Genomic DNA, 20,064 nt, shown 5'->3' on the forward strand with positions numbered 1-20,064 from the left:
CATAGGAAGGCAGCCATTTTGGCATTTCCATACGATCAGGTTGTCCCAGTATGGTAGAGTGCAAACCATGGCTATGGGCAAGCGTGCCTTGCATGATATTAAAAAGCCATTTGCAGTAAAACCCGACGTACCTCTTGGGAGATTCCACACACGCACGGCACAGCATAGGACATCACGCCTCTATGACATCCCTGGTCCGCCGGCATAGCAAAAACCGGAACAGCCTATGGGCTATCCCGGTTCCTGGTCAAAAAAATACTTTTGCTGCGCTTCATGCGGCAGCGGCTATCTCATATTCCCCACCCGGTCAGCTCTAATCGGCATTCGTAGTGGTCTTGACTTCATTTTTTTTCGTAAAGGTAAAAGAATTCAGTGTCTCATCCAGCGCCTTCTTCTGAATATCCGTGGCGTTAGCGTCGTTTAGGGACGCGGACAGCGTGTATACCGTACCGTTATGCTGAACGAGAACTTGGCGCGCGCTGTACGGAATGCCGTCCTTCACCTGACGGATCGAAAAGACGACGGCCGGCTCGCCGGCAAATGTGGTGTTCTCTACCTTTTCCAGCTTCAAATCCTTCTGATACTTCACTGCTTCATTGTAGAACGCCTTCATCTGGCTGACCGCTTCTTCAAAGGAGCTGTTCTTCTCGGCCGTGATCATCAGGCGTCCGCCCACGAACTGGTATTCCACCGGCGACAGCTCAAACTGGTCGCGGTTCGCGGTCCAGTACTGCGGAATACTTATTTGGTACTGATACGTTTTGGACGTCTTGGTCGTTTTCTTGGCTTTATCAATCAGGAACGTATTCTCTTCCATATGGCCGAACGAATCCGGCACGACGGTAAAATCAATGTTGACGCCCTTCATCAAATCCTTGAATTTGGCCATATCCGCCGGTTGGTCTTCCGGAGCGGCATATTCCACGTAGTAGCGGTAACCATCCTTCAGAATCATCACTTCATACTCGCGGATCCAACCGTCGCCGTAATTATATCTGGCTTCGTTCACCAGCGCCTGTTCTCCGGATACCTCCAGCGGGTAGGTATCGACGACCTCATACGAATTTTTGACAAAAGATTCTTCCAGCCATTTCTTCATCTGTCCGCCCCACTGCTCGAGCGAGTCGCCTTTTGGACCAGAAGACACGTTCAGCTTCAAGTAGCTGCCGTCCTTGCTTTCATAATACATATCCGCATGATCCATGCTCCAGCCGGCAGGGATGTCTAAAGCAATGCCGTAATCCTCGTTATACACGCCGCGCATTCCGTTTTTGACGGTGGACAGATCCTTCACTGCTTTGTCCGCCGGATTAAAGCTGGTATCAAAGGAGTTCAGCAGTCCGGCATATGTATTCAAGTCCTTATAGTTGGACGCCTGCAGGTCAGCAAAATACAGCTCGTACAGACGGTTATGACTCGAATACATCCGGCACTCCCAGAAGGTTCCGTCCCCGTCTTTGGTCACAATGCGGGCATACGGCACCTTTGCTTTCGGGAAGGTCTCCCGGTCCACCACCATCTCGCCGCCCTTTTTGGCGTCCTCCACCAACTGGTCCAGCAACTCATCGGTGCTTAAATCCCCATCCTGATCGGTGGCATGGACTTCAATGTAGTACTTTTCCTCTGCATCGTTAAAAGACGCAATACTCTCGGTCTCATCGCCGCTGCCGACGATCAGGCCGCTCGGATAATTCATCGTCCAGCCGTAGTAACTGTTGCCGATCTTCGTTTTGCCTACATCCGTATCGATCCCCGGATCCTGCGGACCGGCATCGCCCTCCGAAGGCGTCAGGCTGATCACCCATTCCCCGGCCGAGCCTGTGTTCATATGCGCTCCAATGCCTTGCGCCACCACGCGAAGAGGAACCATCAGGGTGCCGTTCACCATGGACGGTGCAGCGTCCAGCTTCACCTTGCGGCCGTCCACCCAGGCCAGTTGGCTGTCGATCGTTAAGCTGATCTGATGAGGGCCGTACCCGATTTTGACCACATTGTTTTTTTCCAGCTTCACTTCGCTGCCGAACGCCTTATTGAACACGCCCAGCGGAACCATCACGGTTCCATTCTTCTTGAACGGCTTCAAAATTTGGACTGTTTGCCCGTTAATCACTGCCGCCGTGCTTCCTGTCTTGAGCTGCAGAGTCCGCTTATCCGAGCTGCTGTCCGCCCATGCGGGCAGTGCGGCTGCCAGCATGATGACGCCGGCAAGTGCCGCCGACCCGATCTTACGAAACGCGCTTCCCTTCATCCGTGCCTGTCCCCTCTTCCCCATTAGAATTCCTCACCCGGACCGCTCTCGTCACCGAAATCGTCACCTTCGGCTCCAGCCTGCGCCAGAACCAGCTTCCGCTCAACGATGTCCCCGCCGCTCTGCATGAGCAGTTTTACCGTTTGCCCCGGCAGGAAAGACTTGAACATTTCGTTGATATCTACGACCGAGGTCACGCGCTTGCCGTTAATGCTGTAGAGCACGTCGTCCTCCTGAATGCCGGTTTTTTTGGCCTGGTCCGAGAAGACCTTCGTAACAGTTAACGGATCGTCCGTCGGCAGTCCGACAATGGCAGACCAGCTCTCTTCCATGCTGAAACCGAGGCTCGGGCGCTTCACTTCCCCATACTTGAACAATTGCCCCATCACGTACTGCACCGTATCCGACGGGATAGAAAAGCCCATATTTTCTACGCCAACCGCCGCAAACTTCAGGCTGTTGATCCCGATGACCTCGCCCTGCATATTGACGAGAGGCCCCCCGCTGTTGCCCGGATTAATGGCCGTATCGCTCTGGATCAGCCGGTAAAAGGCGTTCACGCCCCGGTTCAGGCCGCTGACGACGCCCACCGTCGCCGAGTTGCGCAGGGAAAAGGAGATCGGCGTGCCAATCGCAATGACCTTCTCCCCCACCTGCGCGGATTGTGCGGACTTGGCAAAGACCGCAGGAACTAAAGATTTGGCATTGATTTTGATCAGCGCCAGATCGCTTGTTTCGTCTATGTATGAATCTACAATGCTATAAGATTTACCGTCGGATGTAACGACCAGCGTACCTTCCAGTCCGTTCACCACATGTGCGTTGGTCACGATCCAACCGTCCGACTTCACGATGACTCCTGTACCGTGCGCTAAATTGTAGCGATTAGTCACGCCTCCCGTCAGCGTAGCATCCGTCGAGCGTCCGATGATGCCCACAACCGAAGGCGATATGTTTTTGACGATTTGCGGTACTGGATCGGCCGCCACCTGGATGTTGGCCGTCTTTGCTGCAGATGCGCCTGTTGCCGCTGTCTTGGCTTTCTGCGCAGCTTGTCCGGCCTTTGATGCCGCTGTGGCCGTCTTGCCTGTACTCTGCGCCTCGGCCGCCGCACTTCCGCTGACGAGCACGATCGTACTGAGCAGCATAATGACCCACTTTTTCCCCGTCGGTTTCATTCCCTCACCTGACCTTATCTTTATCTTGATCTGCAGATCTTCGGAGCTCATCCCTTCCCCTGAATCATAGCCTCAATGTATCACACAAATCCGGCATGTACAATTGCTGGAAGCCCTATATTTAATAGGAAAATGCCCATCGAGTACAGGGGAAGTTTTTCTTGCGAGATCAGGATGCTTAACCTCGGAAGTTTGTGCTTTCTTATCTCTTAACAAAAAAAGACCCCTTGTCCGCCGGTTAGCGAAAGGTGTCTTCATTCGTCGTTATTTCGATTGAGTTGTTCCGATTAGCTCATCCAGTTCTGGATCATGGCAAAGTCGGAAGCTAAAAAGACCAGCAAGCAAATAACGCTGAATCCGATTGCAAATTTGTTCTTAACCGGTTGCTTCACCAGACGGACAACCCCGATCAGGATAAGAACCGTAAACAGGATCATGAATACGTCAAAGGTATTGAATTTGGATGCAGCCGATGCAGCAGCTTCTGCAAGCAACATGGTTGGACCTCCTCTTATGGCTTCGCTCAATTTACATATCTCTCTACATGTTATCGTTCTGGGCGATGAGATGCAAGACTTCGGATGTAAAAAATTGAAATTGTCATAAAATCGCCTTTTTCTGGTAATTGGAGCTGTCACCATCGGATTTTATTAAGGCCTATATGGGAACCTAATCCTTAATATTATTACCCCGCCTGACATCATTTTATGAAAAATGGCGCTTATTTCCGGATTGTGCCGTTCATCCCGTTCTGTGATCATGGACGATGGGGGCAAGTACGTAAAATGTCCCTACGATCACTCTTGTTTTCGGATTTCTTGATTTTATGAACACACGTAAGATAGAAAATCCGAAAGCCAAGGTATATGCTTTCGATGTCAACTTTCCTTTGGAAAGCTCTTAGACCGCTTCGCTTCTTCGGAATCATTGTACTCCCTTGCTTTGCATCGTATTCTTTAGTTCAACTTACATAGAATCTCCGTAGCTTATGGTTTCTTCATATCAAAAAAATCATGCCTCCCCCGCCTCGCGGCGGAAATGGAGACATGATTTGATCTACATCCTTATTTCGCGTAATCGTTCCACACCAGGCTCTGATCACGGCATTGGAACTAGCTGGGCACCATTAGCTCGTGACCTTCAAAGCCTCGCTGCGCGCCGTGTCCCGCTCCAAGATCGGCTTCAGGTACTTGCCTGTGTACGACTGCTCGACCTTCACAATTTGCTCCGGCGTACCGGAGGCAATAATCGTTCCACCGCCGCTGCCGCCTTCAGGTCCCAGGTCGATAATGTGATCGGCCGTCTTGATGACGTCCAGGTTGTGCTCAATGACGAGCACGGATTCCCCGGAATCGACCAGACGGTGAAGCACGTTCAGCAAACGGTCGATGTCGTCGACATGCAGACCGGTCGTCGGCTCATCCAGAATATAAAGCGTCTTGCCAGTGCTGCGTCTATACAACTCGGAAGCCAGCTTCACGCGCTGCGCCTCGCCGCCTGATAGCGTGGTGGCTGGTTGTCCCAAGGTGACATAGCCGAGGCCCACGTCGAGCAGCGTTTGCAGCTTGCGGTGGATTTTCGGAATGTTCTTGAAAAATTCCGTCGCGTCCTCCACCGTCATTTCAAGCACGTCGGCAATACTCTTTTCCTTGTATTTAACTTCAAGGGTTTCCCGGTTATAGCGTTTGCCCTTACAGATTTCACATGGCACGTAGACGTCCGGCAGGAAGTGCATCTCGATCTTGATGATCCCGTCCCCGCGGCAGGCTTCGCATCGTCCGCCTTTGACGTTAAAGCTGAAGCGTCCCTTTTTATAACCGCGGATTTTGGCCTCGTTCGTCTGCGCGTAAATGTCCCGAATATCATCGAAAACACCGGTGTAAGTGGCCGGATTGGAACGCGGCGTGCGGCCGATCGGCGACTGGTCGATGTCGATGACTTTCTCCAGATGCTCGAGCCCGCGGATTTCTTTGTGCTGGCCAGGTCTGACTTTGACCGCCTTGTTGAGCTCCCTGGCAAGCGTTTTGTACAGGATCTCATTTACGAGCGTCGATTTGCCCGAACCGGAAACCCCGGTTACTGCCGTGAAGACACCTACCGGAATCTTAGCATTGATGTTCTTCAGGTTGTTCTCCTTCGCTCCGCGGATCTCCAGCCAGCGGTTATCCGGCTTGCGGCGTTCCGTATTGACCGGGATGAACTTGCGTCCGCTTAGGTATTGGCCGGTCAAGGAATTCGGATCCTTCATGATTTCCTCCGGCGTCCCTTGCGCGATGACGCGGCCGCCGTGAATGCCGGCCCCCGGACCGATATCGATAATATAGTCGGCGGCCATCATCGTGTCCTCGTCATGCTCCACGACGATGAGCGTATTGCCAATGTCCCGCATATGCTCCAGCGTGGTAATCAACCGGTCGTTGTCTCGCTGGTGCAGACCGATGCTTGGCTCGTCAAGAATGTAGAGCACGCCCATCAAGCTGGATCCGATCTGCGTGGCCAGGCGGATCCGCTGGGCCTCTCCGCCGGAGAGAGTCCCCGCCGCCCGGCTCATCGTCAGGTAATCGAGCCCGACATTCACGAGGAATCCGAGACGCGCGTTAATTTCCTTCAGAATCAGATTCGCAATCGAGCGTTCCTTCTCGCTCAGCTCCAGCTGGTCGAACAGCTTCATCGCGTCGCCGATGGACAGACTCGTCACATGCGCCATGTTATAGTCGTTGACAGTTACCGCGAGTACTTCTTTCTTCAAACGGTGACCTTTGCAGACTTCGCACGGCTTCGCGCTCATGAAGTTCTCGATAAATTCGCGGATGCCTTCTGAAGCCGTTTCACGGTAGCGGCGTTCCAGGTTAGGAATGACGCCCTCAAATACCACAAACGCTTCTTTCCGCTGGCCAAAGTCATTTTCGTAACGGAAACGGACCTTCTGGTTCCCTGTCCCGTAAAGCAGCTTGTTCATGTCTTCTTCCTTCAGCTGGCTGACCGGAACATTCTGAGGAATGTTGTAATGCTCACATACCGATTTCAGAAATTGCGGATAATAGTTAGACGTACTGCCTGTCCACGCCAAAAAGGCGCCATCGTCGATCGATTTCTCCCTATCGGGAATCAGCAGCTCGGGATCGACGATCATCTTCACGCCGAGTCCGTCGCATTCCGGGCAGGCCCCGAACGGGCTGTTAAACGAGAACATCCGCGGGGACAGCTCTTCGATGCTGAATCCGCAGATCGGGCAGGCGAAATTGGAGCTGAAACGCAGCTCCTCCTGGCCCATGATATCGACCAGCAGCTGGCCACCGGACAGCTTCAGCGCCGTCTCAATGGAGTCCGCCAGACGTGCCTCCACGCCTTCCTTGACGACGATCCGGTCGACAACGACCTCAATCGAATGCTTCTTGTTTTTCTCTAGTTCAATATTCTCGGAAAGATCTCGAAGCTCTCCATCCACCCGTACGCGCACAAAGCCCTGCTTGGCCACGTCGGTAAACAAAGACTTATGCTCACCCTTGCGGCCGGAAATCATGGGTGCCAGCAGCTGCAGGCGTGTTTTCTCCGGATACTGCATAATCCGGTCGACCATCTGTTCAACGGTCTGGGACGTAATTTCAATGCCGTGCTCCGGACAGTGGGGATGGCCCACGCGGGCAAACAGAAGCCGCAAGTAATCGTAAATCTCGGTAACCGTTCCTACGGTAGATCGCGGGTTGCGGCTTGTCGTCTTCTGATCAATCGAAATGGCCGGAGACAGCCCGTCGATGGAGTCGACGTCCGGCTTCTCCATCTGCCCCAAAAACTGACGCGCATATGCAGACAGTGATTCCACATACCGGCGCTGCCCTTCGGCATAAATGGTATCAAAAGCCAGGGAAGACTTGCCTGAACCGCTCAGTCCGGTTAAAACAACGAATTTATCACGGGGAATCGTGATATCTATATTCTTCAGATTATGGGCCCTGGCACCCTTAATGACGATATTCTCACTGGCCAATGGTCGCTCATCTCCTTTAAAAGGATCTATTTATGGGATTTATCCACAAAGAGAACGACCCGTTCAAACGGCCGTTCCCTTATCCTATCCATCTCTTGTTTACTCCGCCTGAAGTTCCAGCAGGGCGTCACGCAGCTCGGCTGCGCGCTCGAACTGCAGGTTCTTGGCGGCATCCTTCATCTCCGCCTCCAGACGCTGAATCACCGACTGGCGCTCCTTCTTCGACATCTTGCCTCCGGTACCGGTCAGATACTCCGCCTTCGACTCGGCCACCTTCGTTGCTTCGATGACGTCCCGCACCTTCTTGCGGATCGTCTGAGGCGTGATCCCGTGCTGCTCGTTATAGGCAATCTGCATCGTGCGGCGGCGTTGGGTCTCCTTCATCGCTTTGTCCATCGACTCCGTAATTTTGTCGCCATACATCAGAACAAAGCCCTCGGAGTTCCGGGCCGCGCGGCCGATCGTCTGAATGAGAGACCGTTCCGAGCGGAGGAAGCCTTCCTTGTCGGCATCCAGGATCGCAACCAAGGATACTTCAGGCAGATCAAGTCCCTCTCTCAGCAGGTTGATCCCTATCAGTACATGGAACGTGCCTAAACGCAGGTCGCGCAAAATCGCCATTCGCTCCAGCGTCTTGATATCGGAGTGCAGGTACCGGACCTTGATCCCAATCTCTTTCAGATAGTCGGTCAAATCCTCGGCCATCTTCTTGGTCAGCGTCGTGACGAGCACCCGCTCGTCGCGATCGATCCGCTCCCGGATCTCTCCGATCAAATCGTCAATCTGCCCTTCGGTCGGGCGGACTTCGATTACCGGATCCAACAAACCTGTCGGACGGATGATCTGCTCAACCATTTCATTGCAGTGCTCGATCTCGTACGGTCCCGGCGTCGCCGACACGTAGATAATCTGATTCACTTTACTCTCGAACTCTTCGAACGTCAACGGGCGGTTGTCCAACGCCGACGGCAGACGGAATCCGTGTTCCACCAGCACCGTCTTGCGCGCCCGGTCCCCGTTGTACATCGCGCGGATCTGCGGCAGCGTCACATGGGACTCGTCGACGACGATCAGCATATCGTCAGGAAAATAGTCCAGCAGCGTATATGGGGTAGCTCCCCGTTCCCGGAACGTCAACGGTCCCGAGTAATTCTCGATCCCTGAGCAGAAACCGACTTCCTTCATCATCTCGATGTCGTAGCGCGTGCGCTGCTCCAGGCGCTGAGCCTCGAGCAGCTTGCCTTGGGAGCGAAGCTCCTCGAGCCGCTCTTCCAGCTCCCGCTCAATATTGACCAGCGCCACACGCATCGTCTCTTCCTTCGTTACGAAGTGAGACGCCGGGAAAATCGCGATATGATCGCGTTCACCGATCAGCTCGCCCGTCAGGACGTCGATCTCCGTAATCCGTTCGATCTCGTCCCCGAACAGCTCCACGCGGATCGCCTGTTCCCCTTTGGAAGCCGGGAAAATCTCAATGACGTCGCCGCGGACACGGAACGTCCCGCGCACAAAGTTGATGTCGTTGCGCTGGTATTGGATGTCCACCAGGCGCGACAAAATCTGGTTGCGCGGCTTCTCCATGCCTACGCGCAGCGACAGCAGCAAGCTGGAGTATTCCATCGGCGAACCCAAGCCGTAGATGCACGACACGCTCGCCACGATGATGACGTCGCGGCGCTCGAACAGCGAGCTGGTCGCAGAGTGGCGCAGCTTATCGATTTCTTCATTAATGCTCGAATCCTTCTCAATATACGTATCCGAAGAAGGGATGTACGCTTCCGGTTGATAGTAATCATAGTAACTTACAAAGTAATCGACGGAGTTGTTCGGAAAAAACTCCTTGAATTCGCTCGCCAGCTGGGCGGCCAGCGTCTTGTTATGCGCGATGACCAGCGTCGGCCGGTTCACCTTGGCGATGGTCTGCGCAATGGTAAAGGTCTTGCCTGTACCGGTCGCACCAAGTAGCGTCTGATGCTTCTTCTCGTGCTCCAGGCCTTCCACCAGCTCGTTAATGGCCTTGGGCTGGTCGCCCTGTGGTGTGTATTCCGACTCAAGCTCAAACGACTTGGTACTGACGACAATATCACTCATTGCCCAACATCACCCTTATCATCTAAAATAGATATTCTAAACAATATGTCGAGATTTCCCGATATAAGCTATAGGAAATCATTGTTGAAATAAGAATATTTGTTCCCGTCTATTATACTCTGATCAAGTGCCGTATGCAAACCCTAACTCATGAACAGGAGTGATAGCACAACATGGAAATCACAACAATACTGGGCATCCTGGCGGGACTTGCCGCGCTAGTAGGTGGCTTTTTATGGGAAGGAGGTCAGATTAATGGATTAATGCAGGCAGCGGCCGCCCTGATCGTATTCGGGGGAACCTTTGCCGCTGTCGTTGTCAGCTTTCCGCTTCACCGTCTCAAAACCATTCCCAAAGCGCTGCGTTTTGCCTTCAGCAAACCGTCCGAAGATACGAATCAGCTGATCGAAGATCTGGTCGGCATGTCGACGGCCGCCAGACGCAACGGGGTGCTCTCTCTTGAAAGAATGGCGATGGACCATCACAACTCGTTTCTTCGCGAAGGCATTCAGCTGGTCGTCGACGGAACGGAAGAATCCCAGATCAAACAGATCATGGAGCTCGAAATGGACGCCGTGGAGCAAAAGCACGAAAACTACGCCAAAATATTCGAATCCGCCGGCGGTTATGCCCCGACCATGGGCATCATCGGCACCGTCATGGGGCTGATTCACGTCCTCGGCAGCCTGTCCGAGCCGACCGATCTCGGGCCGTCGATTGCGGTTGCTTTTACCGCTACGTTATACGGCGTGGCCAGTGCCAATATTATCTTTTTACCCATTGCGTCGAAAATTAAGTCCCGCAGCGCCGATGAAATTCAGCAAATGGAACTTTTAATGCAGGGCATTCTGGCGATTCAGAACGGCGAGCACCCCAATATGGTGCGTAAAAAGCTCGTTTCCTTCACACCGGTGGACAGCTATCATGCCCCTGCCGTGAAGGAGGAATTCTTCGATGAGACAGCGGAATAGACGCCAGGGCCGCAGGAAAGGCGAAGGAGACGGCGGCCGGGACCGGTGGCTGATCACGTACGCTGACCTGATCACGCTGCTCTTGATCTTTTTCGTCATGATGTTCGCGATGAGCCGGCTGGACGTAGAGAAATACGAAGCGATCACCCAATCCCTGCAGCATACGTTCAAAAACGGCGATTCGATCCTTGAGAAAGGATCCGGCATCACCGGCACAGCGGACAAGAATACGCACCGAAATCCCGACACGGCCAAAAAACCACAGGAAAGCGGATCTCAGGAACTGAGTGAGCGGGAGCTCGCCTTCCGCAAGCAGGAGCAGGAGCTCCAGAACCTGATGCAGGTCATCTCGCAGTATGTGAAGGATAACCGGCTGCAGGACCAGATTTTCGTGGCGGACGAGCCTCAAGGCATTTCGATTACGCTGAGTGATCAATTTTTGTTCGATATCGGCAAAGCCGATCTAAAGCCCGGTTCGGCACCGGTGCTGGACAAGCTTGCAAGCTTGTTTAAAAATCTGAGCACGGTGATCAGCATTGAGGGGCACACCGACAATCTGCCGATCGTGCATGTCTCGGGTTATAAGGACAATTGGGAGCTGTCCGGAGCCCGGGCGCTGTCAGTCCTGCGGTTTTTCCTCGATCAGAAGCAGCTGAACCCGGATGAATTCCAGTACGCCGGATACGGCGACACGCGTCCGGTCGGGGATAACAGCACCGAAGCCGGAAGGCAGAAGAACCGCCGGGTGGAGATCATCGTTCTCCGCCAGCTTCAGGAATGATCCGGACCCTGCTTGGGGCAAGCCCGGATGGCCTCTTCATAACACACAAAAAAAGCGTGGGAGCTCAGAAGCTCCCACGCTTTTTGCATTCACACCTTACATATCCGCTTCCCTCGCATCCGGTGATGCAGATGAGGACGACTTGCTGCGGGCATGGATTTTCATGCCGATCAGCTGGAAAAGATTGACCGGCTTCAACACCAGCGCCACGCCGGCATCCGGATCCGGAGCCAGAATGACGCCCATCTGATGATGGTCCCCGTCGTAGATCGCCCGCTGCAGGAATTTGCTCTCGCCCTGCAGGTTCTGCACTTCCAGCTTGCAGAAGGCCGGGTTCTTACGGATGGCCAGATGCAGCTGTTCTTTGGACCGGATGGCTATGCCGTTGACCTTCATAATCGATTCGCCGGCCGCAATGCCCAACTCTTCGGCAGGGCTTCCCGGAATAACGGCCAGCACTTTCAGCCCCTGCGCAGGATGGACAAATACCGGGCTCCGGTGCTGCTCCTCATACCGGCTGTACCAGGCCAGCCCTTCATGAAGCACGAAGGCAATCAAAGCCGCCACAAGGGCGAGCGGGCTCCACCAAGCCGACAGGATGCTGAATGCCAGCAGAACGACCCCGTATATAAGGAGGCGTTTGAAGGTCCGCTCCGCCTTTACCTGCGGAAGCAGGCTCTGCGTCATTTCGCTGAAGCCGATCACCACAGGCAGCGCCATCATGCTGAATCCGCCGCTCCATCCGTTTCCGCCAAACAAAGGCGTCCAGGGCAGAGCCGCGTCGGAGGCCCCCGGTATCAGCAGAAACAGAGGGATCGGCCAGAAGACCTGCATCTGATAGCCTCCGACGAGCTTGCCTCGCTTCCCTTCAATAAAGAGGGGGTTGGCAAAAGACGCCCCCTGCAGGCGGATGAGCAGCGCCTCGGCCAAATGCAGCACCGCGACCAGAGCAAGCAGGGCAGGAATATCCAAACCCGCTACCGTATCCTTCACCGTTCTGAGGAACCCGTCCGGACTCCAGGAAGAAAACAGCCCCATAATAAACTGAATCACGCCCAAAATTCCGATAGCGTAGGCAAAACACAAATACCTTACCCGGAACAGCAGCAGGACGATGGCCACCACCCAAATGCAGATGACCGCTTCCGTGGTCAGCGATATTCCCAAAAACGCTGCTGCAACCGAGACGCCAATCCCGGCCAGCAGACCGCCCCAAAAGGTCCGCCATGTCTGCAGACCCCAGCTGTGCAGCCGGACGGAGAACAGTTTTCTCTCCAGCAGCACCTGCCTGCGGTACACCAGCGCCATCAAAATGATCGAAATATAATAAAACGGCTGCGTCAGCAGCTGTAGCAACGCATCTCCTAACTTCCACAGCAGTTCCAATGCGACATCCAATCCGTCACCACGCTCCTTCCCTATGACATTTACGCATATCCAGGACAGACATCAGACGCAAGAAAAAAAGAAGGCTAAAGATCAGCCTTCTTAACGATTCGACGCGGTAGCGGCAATTTCCTTCCGTACCTCGTCGATCCCGCGGTTCAATTGATTATCATATTTCGGATCGCGGATGTGCTCGATCAGAGCGTTCTCGAGCGCTTCCGCCGTCTTCGCGTCAATGACGCCGTTTGCGCTCAGCTTCGCGCTGCTCTGGAACGACTTGACGGCCGACAAGGTCTTCTCATCAAAGAATCCGTCTTTGCGTCCAGGCTTGTAGCCAAGGCCGTCCAGCATAATCTGGGCACTCTTCACGTCGGTGTTATTCATGTTGTACTCCAGCGATTTGTCCTTGTTGATCGGAGCCACCGAGAAGTAATCCGGCTGGTCCACCGCAATATCCGGCTTGATTCCCTTCTTGTGGATCCAGCTGCCGTTTGGCGTCAGCCATTTCGCGATCGTAATCTTCAGCAGGCTGCCATCGCCCATTTGCTTGTCGAAGCTCGTTTGAACGGTTCCTTTACCAAAGGAGTTTTCACCGATCAGCTTGGCTCCGGCCGACTGCTGCAAGGCGCCTGCCAGAATTTCGGATGCGCTGGCGCTTCCCTTATTCATCAAGAGGGTGATCGGATAATCTTTGCCCGACCCCTTGGACTCGCTCTTCTCGCGCTTCTTGTTCTTGTCTTCGACCTGAACGATCAGCTTGCCCTTCGGCACGAATTGCTCGGCGATATCGATCACGACGGATAACACGCCGCCGGGATTGTTCCGGACATCAATCACAAGGCCCTTCATGCCTTGGCTCTCGAGCTTCGCCAGCTCTTCCTTGAAACGGTCGCCCGTGTTCAGAGAGAACTGGGTAATTTCAATAACGCCTACCTTGCCCGGTTCCATGTGGGCGTTGACGGTCTCAAGGTCGACATCGTCGCGCACGATGGTATACTTGAGCGGCGCCGATGCACCGCTGCGGCGGACCGTCAGCTTCGCCTCGCTGCCTTTCGGACCACGGATCTTCGAGACCGCATCGTTCAGCTCAAGGCCGCTCAGCGATTCTCCGTTCACCGTCAGGATGATGTCCTTGGCCCGGAGCCCTGCCTTTTCCGCAGGCGATCCCTTGATCGGAGACACGATCACAACATTGCCGTCTTCCGAGGACACTTCGGCGCCGATGCCGCTGAACGACCCCTCGATGCTCTCCTCAAATTCCTGTGCCGTTTGCTTACCCATATAAGTTGAGTACGGATCTTCCAACGATTCCATCATGCCATTGATGGCGCCGTCCACCAGTTTGCTCCGGTCCACATTCTCATAATAATTGCCTTGGATGAGATCCAGAGCCGTACCGATTTTCTTCGCTTCATCCTGCTTCAAGCCGCCGCTGACCACGCTGGCTAACACGCCTTGGCCCGTCGACGCCTGATTCGCAAAACTTGCGCTTGTTAACGCGAGGGTCAGTACGCTTCCCAGGAGCATACCAACGACGACCAACAATGCGACCGTACGTTTCTTCAAAGTAAGTTTCACCGCCTTTTATTTTCCGGCCGAACCTCGAATGACCAGACTTAACCATCCTAGTATATGTTCGGCTTGTACGGAATATTTATACGGTCTACAGATACGGCATCGGGTCTACAGGCGTTCCATTCTGACGGACTTCAAAATGAAGGTGAGGTCCTGTGACTTGTCCCGTTGCGCCGGATTCTGCAATCACCTGACCGCGGCTGACATGCTCGCCTACCTTTACTTTAATACCGCCCTCACGTATATGTCCATAGAGGGTCCACATTCCGTCCCCATGATCAATGATGACGCAGTACCCGTAACCGCTCCACCATTCGGCCAGCGTAACGGTTCCTGTCTCAGCAGCGTGGATCGGCGTTCCCTGCGGAACGGCCAGGTCCACCCCTTTATGCATCTTACCGACTTCACCCGTGACCGGATGGACTCTTCGGCCGAAAGACGAAGAAATGCGGGCTCCGCTCACCGGCATATACAGCGGTCCGCCGCTACCCGAGAAGCCGCCCGAGCTTTCGACCGACGTCGTAGTGGCCTTCTTCTTGGCCGCAGCCGCTGCTGCTGCAGCTGCTCTCTTCGCAGCGGCCGCTTTGGCTGCCGCCGCCTTTCTTGCCGCTTCTTCGGCCTTCAGCTTGTTCTTCTCCTGCTGCAGGGAAGCACGCTTGCTGACGAGCGAGACGAGCAGTTGATCCTGCTCTTCACTGGTGTCGTCGGATTCTTCAATCTTCTGGTCGTACTGCGCGATCAGTATTTGCTTCTGTTTCTCATTCTCGGCCAGGATCGCCTTCTGGTCTTCCATCTGGGCATACAAATCCTTGGCCTTGGCGTAATCCGACTCCAGTTCCTTCTTCTTGGCCAGCACCAACGCCTTGTCCTTCTTGTGCTGCTCCAGCAAATCCTTATCCTGGTCCACGAATTCCTTGAGCGCGTCGGCCCGTTCCAGGAAATCGGAGAAGCTGGTCGAAGAGAGCAGCACCTCCAAGTAGGATACGTTGCCGTCGGTATACATGAGGCGTACCCGCGATTCCAGCATTTTCTCCCGCGCCTGGATCCGGTCTTCGGCGGCATCCAGCTCGGTCGCGGTCTGATGGAGCTTGTCCTGCGTGTCGTCGATTTGAACCGTCAATTTGGTCATCGTGTTGCTCACCGTATTAATCTGGTCCATGACATATTGCAGGTTTTGGGTCGTTTTATTTTTGTAATGCTGCGCTTCCTGCTTTTGGGCTTCCGCCTTGCTCTTCTGCTGCTTGGCGGACTGCGCCTGCTGCTGCAGCACCTTCAGTTCATGGTCGATCTCATCGACCGTTTTCTTCTTTGCCAGACCTTCCGAGGGCTGAAATACAGCCGCTGCGATCAAAACTACGGCCAAACATGTGGCGATCTTTTTCAACTTGCGTTCCCCGTCCTTTTCCAAAAGTTTCTCCTGTATAACCAAGACTTTCCGTCAGCTGCTAATCGTCCGTCCTTGTTCTTATACCTTCAAAAATTTGCGAATAGATAGGGTCGTTCCCCACATGCCGATCAGCACGCCGAGAACAATCAATAATCCTCCCCACTGCCACAGCTGGCTCAGCGGGAGAAGTGACACCTGAAGCGTGAAATCCGAGCCGATAGAGGCGGCCAGACGGTCATAACCGACGAACAGCAGCGCCACCGTGATGACGGACCCGATCAGCCCGATCAGGGTGCCCTCCACGAAAAACGGCCAGCGGATAAAATAATTCGTCGCCCCGACCAGCTTCATGATGCCGATTTCCCGGCGGCGGGCGAGAATCGTGACGCGAATGGTGTTGGAGATCAGGAACATCGACATGACGGCCAGGCCGCCCACGAAAATAAACCCGATATTACGCACCAAGCGCGTAACTTTGAACAGCGTTTCGATCGTGCCTTTGCCGTATTTCACTTTCATGATCGGCTGCTCCGTATGGCTCGTGTTCAGCGCCTCAATCTTCTGGGCGACGAACGGAACCGTCGTCGGCTCGATCACATCGATCATAATCGTGTCCGGAAGCGGGTTGTTATCCTTGCTGAAGCCTTCCAGCAGGTCCTTCCCCTCGTCTCCCATACTGTTGCGGAAATCGATGAGACCCTGCTCTTTGGAAATGAACTGCACCTTACTGACCTCCGGCATTGCGGAGATTTCGTTCTGAACCTTCTCACGCAGCTTCTGATCGACGTTCAGGTTCAGATAGGCGCGAATCTGCACCTGTTTATCGGCCTTGTCGGCCAAAGCGTTGACATTGAGCACCAAAATGATAAATACCCCGAGCACGAACAGGGACACCACGATGGAGGTAACGGATGCCACGGACATCCACCCGTTGCGGAATATGCTGTTAAACCCGACCCGCAAATGCCGCAAGAAGGTGTTAAAAGTCATATCCGTATTCCCCTCTCTGCTGGTCGCGAACAATGTTGCCGTGCTCGATCGCGATGACGCGTTTGCGCATCGTGTTCACGATCTCTTTGTTGTGGGTGGCCATGACGATGGTCGTTCCGCGGAAATTGATCTCATCGAGGAGCTGCATGATGCCCCAGGAGGTTTCGGGGTCCAGGTTGCCGGTAGGCTCGTCCGCAATAATGACCGCCGGGCTGTTCACGATGGCTCTGGCGATCGCGATCCGCTGCTGCTCTCCCCCGGACAGCTGGGCCGGAAGGCGGGCGGCTTTGGACTTCAGTCCGACCAGCTCCAGCACCTCCATCACGCGCTTTTTCATCTGCCGCTTCGGCGATTCGATGACTTCCATGGCAAAAGCCACGTTTTCGTATGCCGACAGCGTCGGAAGAAGGCGGAAATCCTGAAATATGACGCCGATATTCCGGCGGACATATGGAATTTTCCGCTGTTTCAGCTTGCCGATATTAAAACCGTTCACAGAGATCTGCCCTTTGGTCGGCACTTCTTCTCTATAGATAAGCTTCATAAATGTCGATTTGCCTGCGCCGGACGGTCCGACAACGTATACGAATTCATTGCGATCGATTTTGACCGATACGCCTTGCAATGCATGGGTTCCATTCTGGTAGGTCTTCCACACGTCCTGCATTTCAATCACTTCGTTCATCACTTCCTAATTACATAATTAGCCATTATAAATTCGACACATTCCAGCTAATTCCTTTAAAAAAACGTAGGAATCATCACGATGTGTTTCATTGTAACAAAATTGTTACCTTTTGAGTACCCGAAATTTTTCCACTTTGCCTACATATATATGGAAGGATAGCATCAATCACGATGAAGACGAAGCGAAAAAGGTGGGAACCCTATGAAAAAAGTTCATTTAAGCCTGATCATTATCGCCAGCATCCTGCTGATCGGTTCCGTCACCGCCGGGTGGGTACATCTTTATATCGGACAAAACACCCTTCCGGATAAGGTCCAGGTTGCCGGTTACCCGCTCGGAGGCAAAAAGACGGATGAAGCGCTGAAGCTGCTGGACGCCCGGCTCAAGCAGATGGAGAGCATTCCTTTGACGCTGTCCGTGGATGCCAAAGGCTTCCCGGATACCCAGCTGGCGCTGAAGGAAGCCGGAGTCTCGTTTGAAGCGGACGCCTTTAAAGAGGCGGTTGCGAAACTGCATGAAGGAAGCTGGCTGGACCAGCTCCAATACCGCTGGCAATTTCAAACGGACTGGAACATCGTGCCCCACTGGGACATTTCCGTGCTGAAGGAGAAATTCACTCCCGAGTGGGAGCAGGAGCATTTTGGGCTTCCAGTGGAAGCCACGCGGCGGATTACAGGCAAAGATGAGGTCGTGTACACGCCGGAGGTTTCGGTCTCACGGATTGACTGGAACACGCTCAAGGAGCAGATGACGGCGCTGATCCCTAAGGACTTCTCCCTGATTGCCGGCGGTGAAAAGCCCAAGCTCAGCCTGGACCTTCCCCTGTACCGAATGGTGCCGAACGTAACGATTGGCAATCTTAAGGAAGAAGGAATCGAGCGGAAAATCATCGAGTTCTCCACTGGACTCGGCTCGAGCGGGCCGGGAAGGGTATACAACGTCGATGCCGCCGCTAAGGCGGTGAACGGGATGGTGCTGAAGCCGGGGGACGTATTTGATTACAGCAAGGTCATTGCCGAGGCGGAAGAGAAATACGGGTTCCGCGAGGCGCCGGTCATCCTGAACGGGAAGCTGGTTCCCGGGGTAGGCGGAGGCATCTGCCAGGTATCCAGCACGGTGTATAATGCGGCGGTCCGGACCGGACTCGAAATCGTCGAACGGCGTAACCACTCCCTGCCGGTCAGCTACTTGCCGAAAGGACAGGACGCCACGTTTGCCGAAGGCTCGATTAACTTCCGCTTCCGGAACAATACCGGCAAATCGCTGCTGATTCAGGCCGCCGTCGAAGACCGGAACCTGATCGTCAAATTTTTTGGCACCTTCCCGAAAAATGTCTCCTACGACATCGAGTCCCGCACGGTCGAAACCCTCCCTGTCACCGAGAAGTTCGTGCAGAATCCGACCCTTCCTGTGGGCGGCCAGGAGATCCTGCAGAGCGGCAAACCCGGTTATGTCGTCGAGACTTATCAAATCAAGAAGGTCAACGGCAAGGAAGTTTCGCGTAAACGTATTTCCCACGACACGTACCGCCCGCAAAGCCGGCTGATCGCAGTTCATACCGAGGACTCGGGAGAAGGTAACAATACTCCAGGCTCCGAAGAGCAAATCGTGGAAGACGGCTTAAGCGGGCCGAACTTCTAATGCTGTTGAAGGGAATAATGGATATTTAGCTATAATCCAAACAAAGCAAGGGTGCCTCCGCCGGTTTAACGAAACCGCTGGAGACACCCTTTTTTTCTACACATTAAGATGTGAATTTTACTGAATGATCCCGATCCGGCGAGCCTGCTCTTCTGTCAAAATGTATTCCTCGCTCGGCCACACTTCCTCCTCGGCCTCGACGCCGAACATCTTCATGACTTCGCCCCAGATGCCTTTCTCTACCGCTTCCGCCTGCGTAATAATGATTTTCATGACGCTCACTCCTTTTCGCTTCTTTTACACTTTTATACCCCGTTTTAGGCGGGTTGATTCGCCTGGCGTTGAAAGAAAGCATCTCTTGCCCAACACTTTCGAGTCGTTTTTGCATCCGCCAAATCGAATGAAGCCAGACCTGTATTAACAGGGGCCCTATTGCACATTAAAAATGGCTCTATGCAGTTGGTTGCTACTGACGGTGTGCGCTTGGCATCCTGGACAACCCGGCTTGAAGGCCATGCGAGCAATGACGTGGAGGCGGTCATACCTGCCGCGTATTTAAAGGATGCCTCCAAACTGCTGGCCGGAGAGAAACTGCGGATCTCCTTCAGTAATCACCGGATGATGATGCAGAATCAAGATCTCACGGCATACATTCCTCTGATTAGCGGATCCTTCCCATTCATGGAAACCATGATCAACGCCACATATACAACAGAAGTACGGATTTCTGCAGCAGCTTTTCTCAAATCGATCGAACGGGTCAATCTGGTTGCGGGTGGACAAGCCGTTCTGCTGAAGGGATCACTCCATTCCTTGGAATTAAGCTCCAATACGCCGGAAGTCGGTGATGTTCTTGAAACCATTCCTGTACTGGACTTTGAAGGGGAAGCCTTTCGTATTGCTTTTAACGGAAAATATATGCAGGACATCATGCGTGTAATCGACGGCGAATGGATCCGTCTTCGATATGCAGGCCCTTTAAAACCTCTCGTTGTTTCGGCTGCTTCAAGAAGCGAATCCTTGGTTTATCTGATCACTCCGCTAAGGACTAGAGCTACATAGATACATACAACATCGTGAACCTGACAAATACGTACTTACTAAAAGCAAAAGAAAAAGCCAGGGCTCGCCCCAGCTTCT

Annotated in this window: 14 protein-coding genes and 1 pseudogene; 4 read left to right on the plus strand and 11 right to left on the minus strand. The window is 53.7% G+C overall.

From position 1 onward, the window contains the following. Positions 1 to 313 precede the first annotated feature (313 nt). The 5 genes from CJP46_RS20015 to uvrB form a co-directional block, all read right to left on the minus strand. Positions 314 to 2,272, minus strand: coding sequence for a copper amine oxidase N-terminal domain-containing protein (locus CJP46_RS20015; protein ID WP_256992438.1), 1,959 nt, complete (start codon positions 2,270 to 2,272; stop codon positions 314 to 316). Further along, entirely contained in the window at positions 2,272 to 3,426 is a 1,155-nt protein-coding gene (locus tag CJP46_RS20020; protein WP_094597841.1) for a S1C family serine protease, read from the minus strand. Before CJP46_RS20020 ends, CJP46_RS20015 begins: the two co-directional genes overlap by 1 nt. Before the next feature lie 287 nt (positions 3,427 to 3,713). Continuing rightward, positions 3,714 to 3,923, minus strand: coding sequence for a hypothetical protein (locus CJP46_RS20025; RefSeq protein WP_094597414.1), 210 nt, complete (start codon positions 3,921 to 3,923; stop codon positions 3,714 to 3,716). A gap of 629 nt (positions 3,924 to 4,552) precedes the next feature. Continuing rightward, positions 4,553 to 7,414, minus strand: a complete 2,862-nt coding sequence (uvrA, locus tag CJP46_RS20030; RefSeq protein ID WP_094597415.1) for an excinuclease ABC subunit UvrA — start codon at positions 7,412 to 7,414, stop codon at positions 4,553 to 4,555. 99 nt (positions 7,415 to 7,513) lie between these two features. Continuing rightward, positions 7,514 to 9,505: an excinuclease ABC subunit UvrB gene (uvrB, locus tag CJP46_RS20035; protein WP_094597416.1), complete on the minus strand. Its 1,992-nt coding sequence runs from the start codon at positions 9,503 to 9,505 to the stop codon at positions 7,514 to 7,516. A gap of 173 nt (positions 9,506 to 9,678) precedes the next feature. Between uvrB and CJP46_RS20040 the strand changes: the two genes are divergently transcribed. Together CJP46_RS20040 and CJP46_RS20045 are read left to right on the plus strand one after the other, a co-directional pair. After that, positions 9,679 to 10,476: a flagellar motor protein gene (locus CJP46_RS20040; protein WP_094597417.1), complete on the plus strand. Its 798-nt coding sequence runs from the start codon at positions 9,679 to 9,681 to the stop codon at positions 10,474 to 10,476. Next, a complete protein-coding gene (locus CJP46_RS20045; protein ID WP_094597418.1) occupies positions 10,460 to 11,257 on the plus strand; it encodes a flagellar motor protein MotB in 798 nt (265 codons plus the stop codon). The genes CJP46_RS20040 and CJP46_RS20045 overlap by 17 nt, the downstream gene beginning before the upstream one ends. Positions 11,258 to 11,353: 96 nt before the next feature. On the opposite strand, the gene CJP46_RS20050 is transcribed toward CJP46_RS20045, so the two are convergent. The 5 genes from CJP46_RS20050 to ftsE all read right to left on the minus strand — a co-directional run bounded on the left by CJP46_RS20050 (position 11,354) and on the right by ftsE (position 17,271). Further along, positions 11,354 to 12,655, minus strand: a complete 1,302-nt coding sequence (locus tag CJP46_RS20050) for a PDZ domain-containing protein (RefSeq protein WP_094597419.1) — start codon at positions 12,653 to 12,655, stop codon at positions 11,354 to 11,356. 90 nt (positions 12,656 to 12,745) lie between these two features. Next, complete coding sequence (locus CJP46_RS20055; protein WP_094597842.1) at positions 12,746 to 14,170, minus strand: S41 family peptidase; 1,425 nt, start codon at positions 14,168 to 14,170, stop codon at positions 12,746 to 12,748. Positions 14,171 to 14,306: 136 nt separating this feature from the next. Next, positions 14,307 to 15,602, minus strand: coding sequence for a murein hydrolase activator EnvC family protein (locus tag CJP46_RS20060; protein WP_094597843.1), 1,296 nt, complete (start codon positions 15,600 to 15,602; stop codon positions 14,307 to 14,309). Between the two features lie 81 nt (positions 15,603 to 15,683). Beyond that, entirely contained in the window at positions 15,684 to 16,595 is a 912-nt protein-coding gene (ftsX, locus tag CJP46_RS20065; RefSeq protein ID WP_094597420.1) for a permease-like cell division protein FtsX, read from the minus strand. Then, complete coding sequence (gene ftsE, locus CJP46_RS20070; protein WP_094597844.1) at positions 16,585 to 17,271, minus strand: cell division ATP-binding protein FtsE; 687 nt, start codon at positions 17,269 to 17,271, stop codon at positions 16,585 to 16,587. The genes ftsX and ftsE overlap by 11 nt, the downstream gene beginning before the upstream one ends. Before the next feature lie 213 nt (positions 17,272 to 17,484). Here ftsE and CJP46_RS20075 point away from each other — a divergent pair, with 213 nt between their 5' ends. Next, complete coding sequence (locus tag CJP46_RS20075) at positions 17,485 to 18,924, plus strand: VanW family protein (RefSeq protein WP_094597421.1); 1,440 nt, start codon at positions 17,485 to 17,487, stop codon at positions 18,922 to 18,924. Positions 18,925 to 19,041: 117 nt separating this feature from the next. On the opposite strand, the gene CJP46_RS36595 is transcribed toward CJP46_RS20075, so the two are convergent. Then, a complete protein-coding gene (locus tag CJP46_RS36595) occupies positions 19,042 to 19,197 on the minus strand; it encodes a hypothetical protein (protein ID WP_163882621.1) in 156 nt (51 codons plus the stop codon). Between the two features lie 90 nt (positions 19,198 to 19,287). Between CJP46_RS36595 and CJP46_RS37590 the strand changes: the two are divergent. Continuing rightward, positions 19,288 to 19,986: pseudogene (locus CJP46_RS37590) on the plus strand (DNA polymerase III subunit beta); the annotation flags it as partial. Positions 19,987 to 20,064: the final 78 nt, after the last annotated feature.

The organism is Paenibacillus sp. XY044, from assembly GCF_002257645.1.
GTDB lineage: Bacteria > Bacillota > Bacilli > Paenibacillales > Paenibacillaceae > Paenibacillus_AQ.

Coding starts and splice junctions, on each gene's coding strand:
- CJP46_RS20015 (WP_256992438.1), bottom strand. CDS start 2,272: ATGGGGAAGAGGGGACAGGCACGGATGAAGGGAAGCGCGTTTCGTAAG.
- CJP46_RS20020 (WP_094597841.1), bottom strand. CDS start 3,426: ATGAAACCGACGGGGAAAAAGTGGGTCATTATGCTGCTCAGTACGATC.
- CJP46_RS20025 (WP_094597414.1), bottom strand. CDS start 3,923: ATGTTGCTTGCAGAAGCTGCTGCATCGGCTGCATCCAAATTCAATACC.
- uvrB (WP_094597416.1), bottom strand. CDS start 9,505: ATGAGTGATATTGTCGTCAGTACCAAGTCGTTTGAGCTTGAGTCGGAA.
- CJP46_RS20040 (WP_094597417.1), top strand. CDS start 9,679: ATGGAAATCACAACAATACTGGGCATCCTGGCGGGACTTGCCGCGCTA.
- CJP46_RS20045 (WP_094597418.1), top strand. CDS start 10,460: ATGAGACAGCGGAATAGACGCCAGGGCCGCAGGAAAGGCGAAGGAGAC.
- CJP46_RS20055 (WP_094597842.1), bottom strand. CDS start 14,170: ATGCTCCTGGGAAGCGTACTGACCCTCGCGTTAACAAGCGCAAGTTTT.
- ftsX (WP_094597420.1), bottom strand. CDS start 16,595: ATGACTTTTAACACCTTCTTGCGGCATTTGCGGGTCGGGTTTAACAGC.
- CJP46_RS20075 (WP_094597421.1), top strand. CDS start 17,485: ATGAAAAAAGTTCATTTAAGCCTGATCATTATCGCCAGCATCCTGCTG.
- CJP46_RS36595 (WP_163882621.1), bottom strand. CDS start 19,197: ATGAAAATCATTATTACGCAGGCGGAAGCGGTAGAGAAAGGCATCTGG.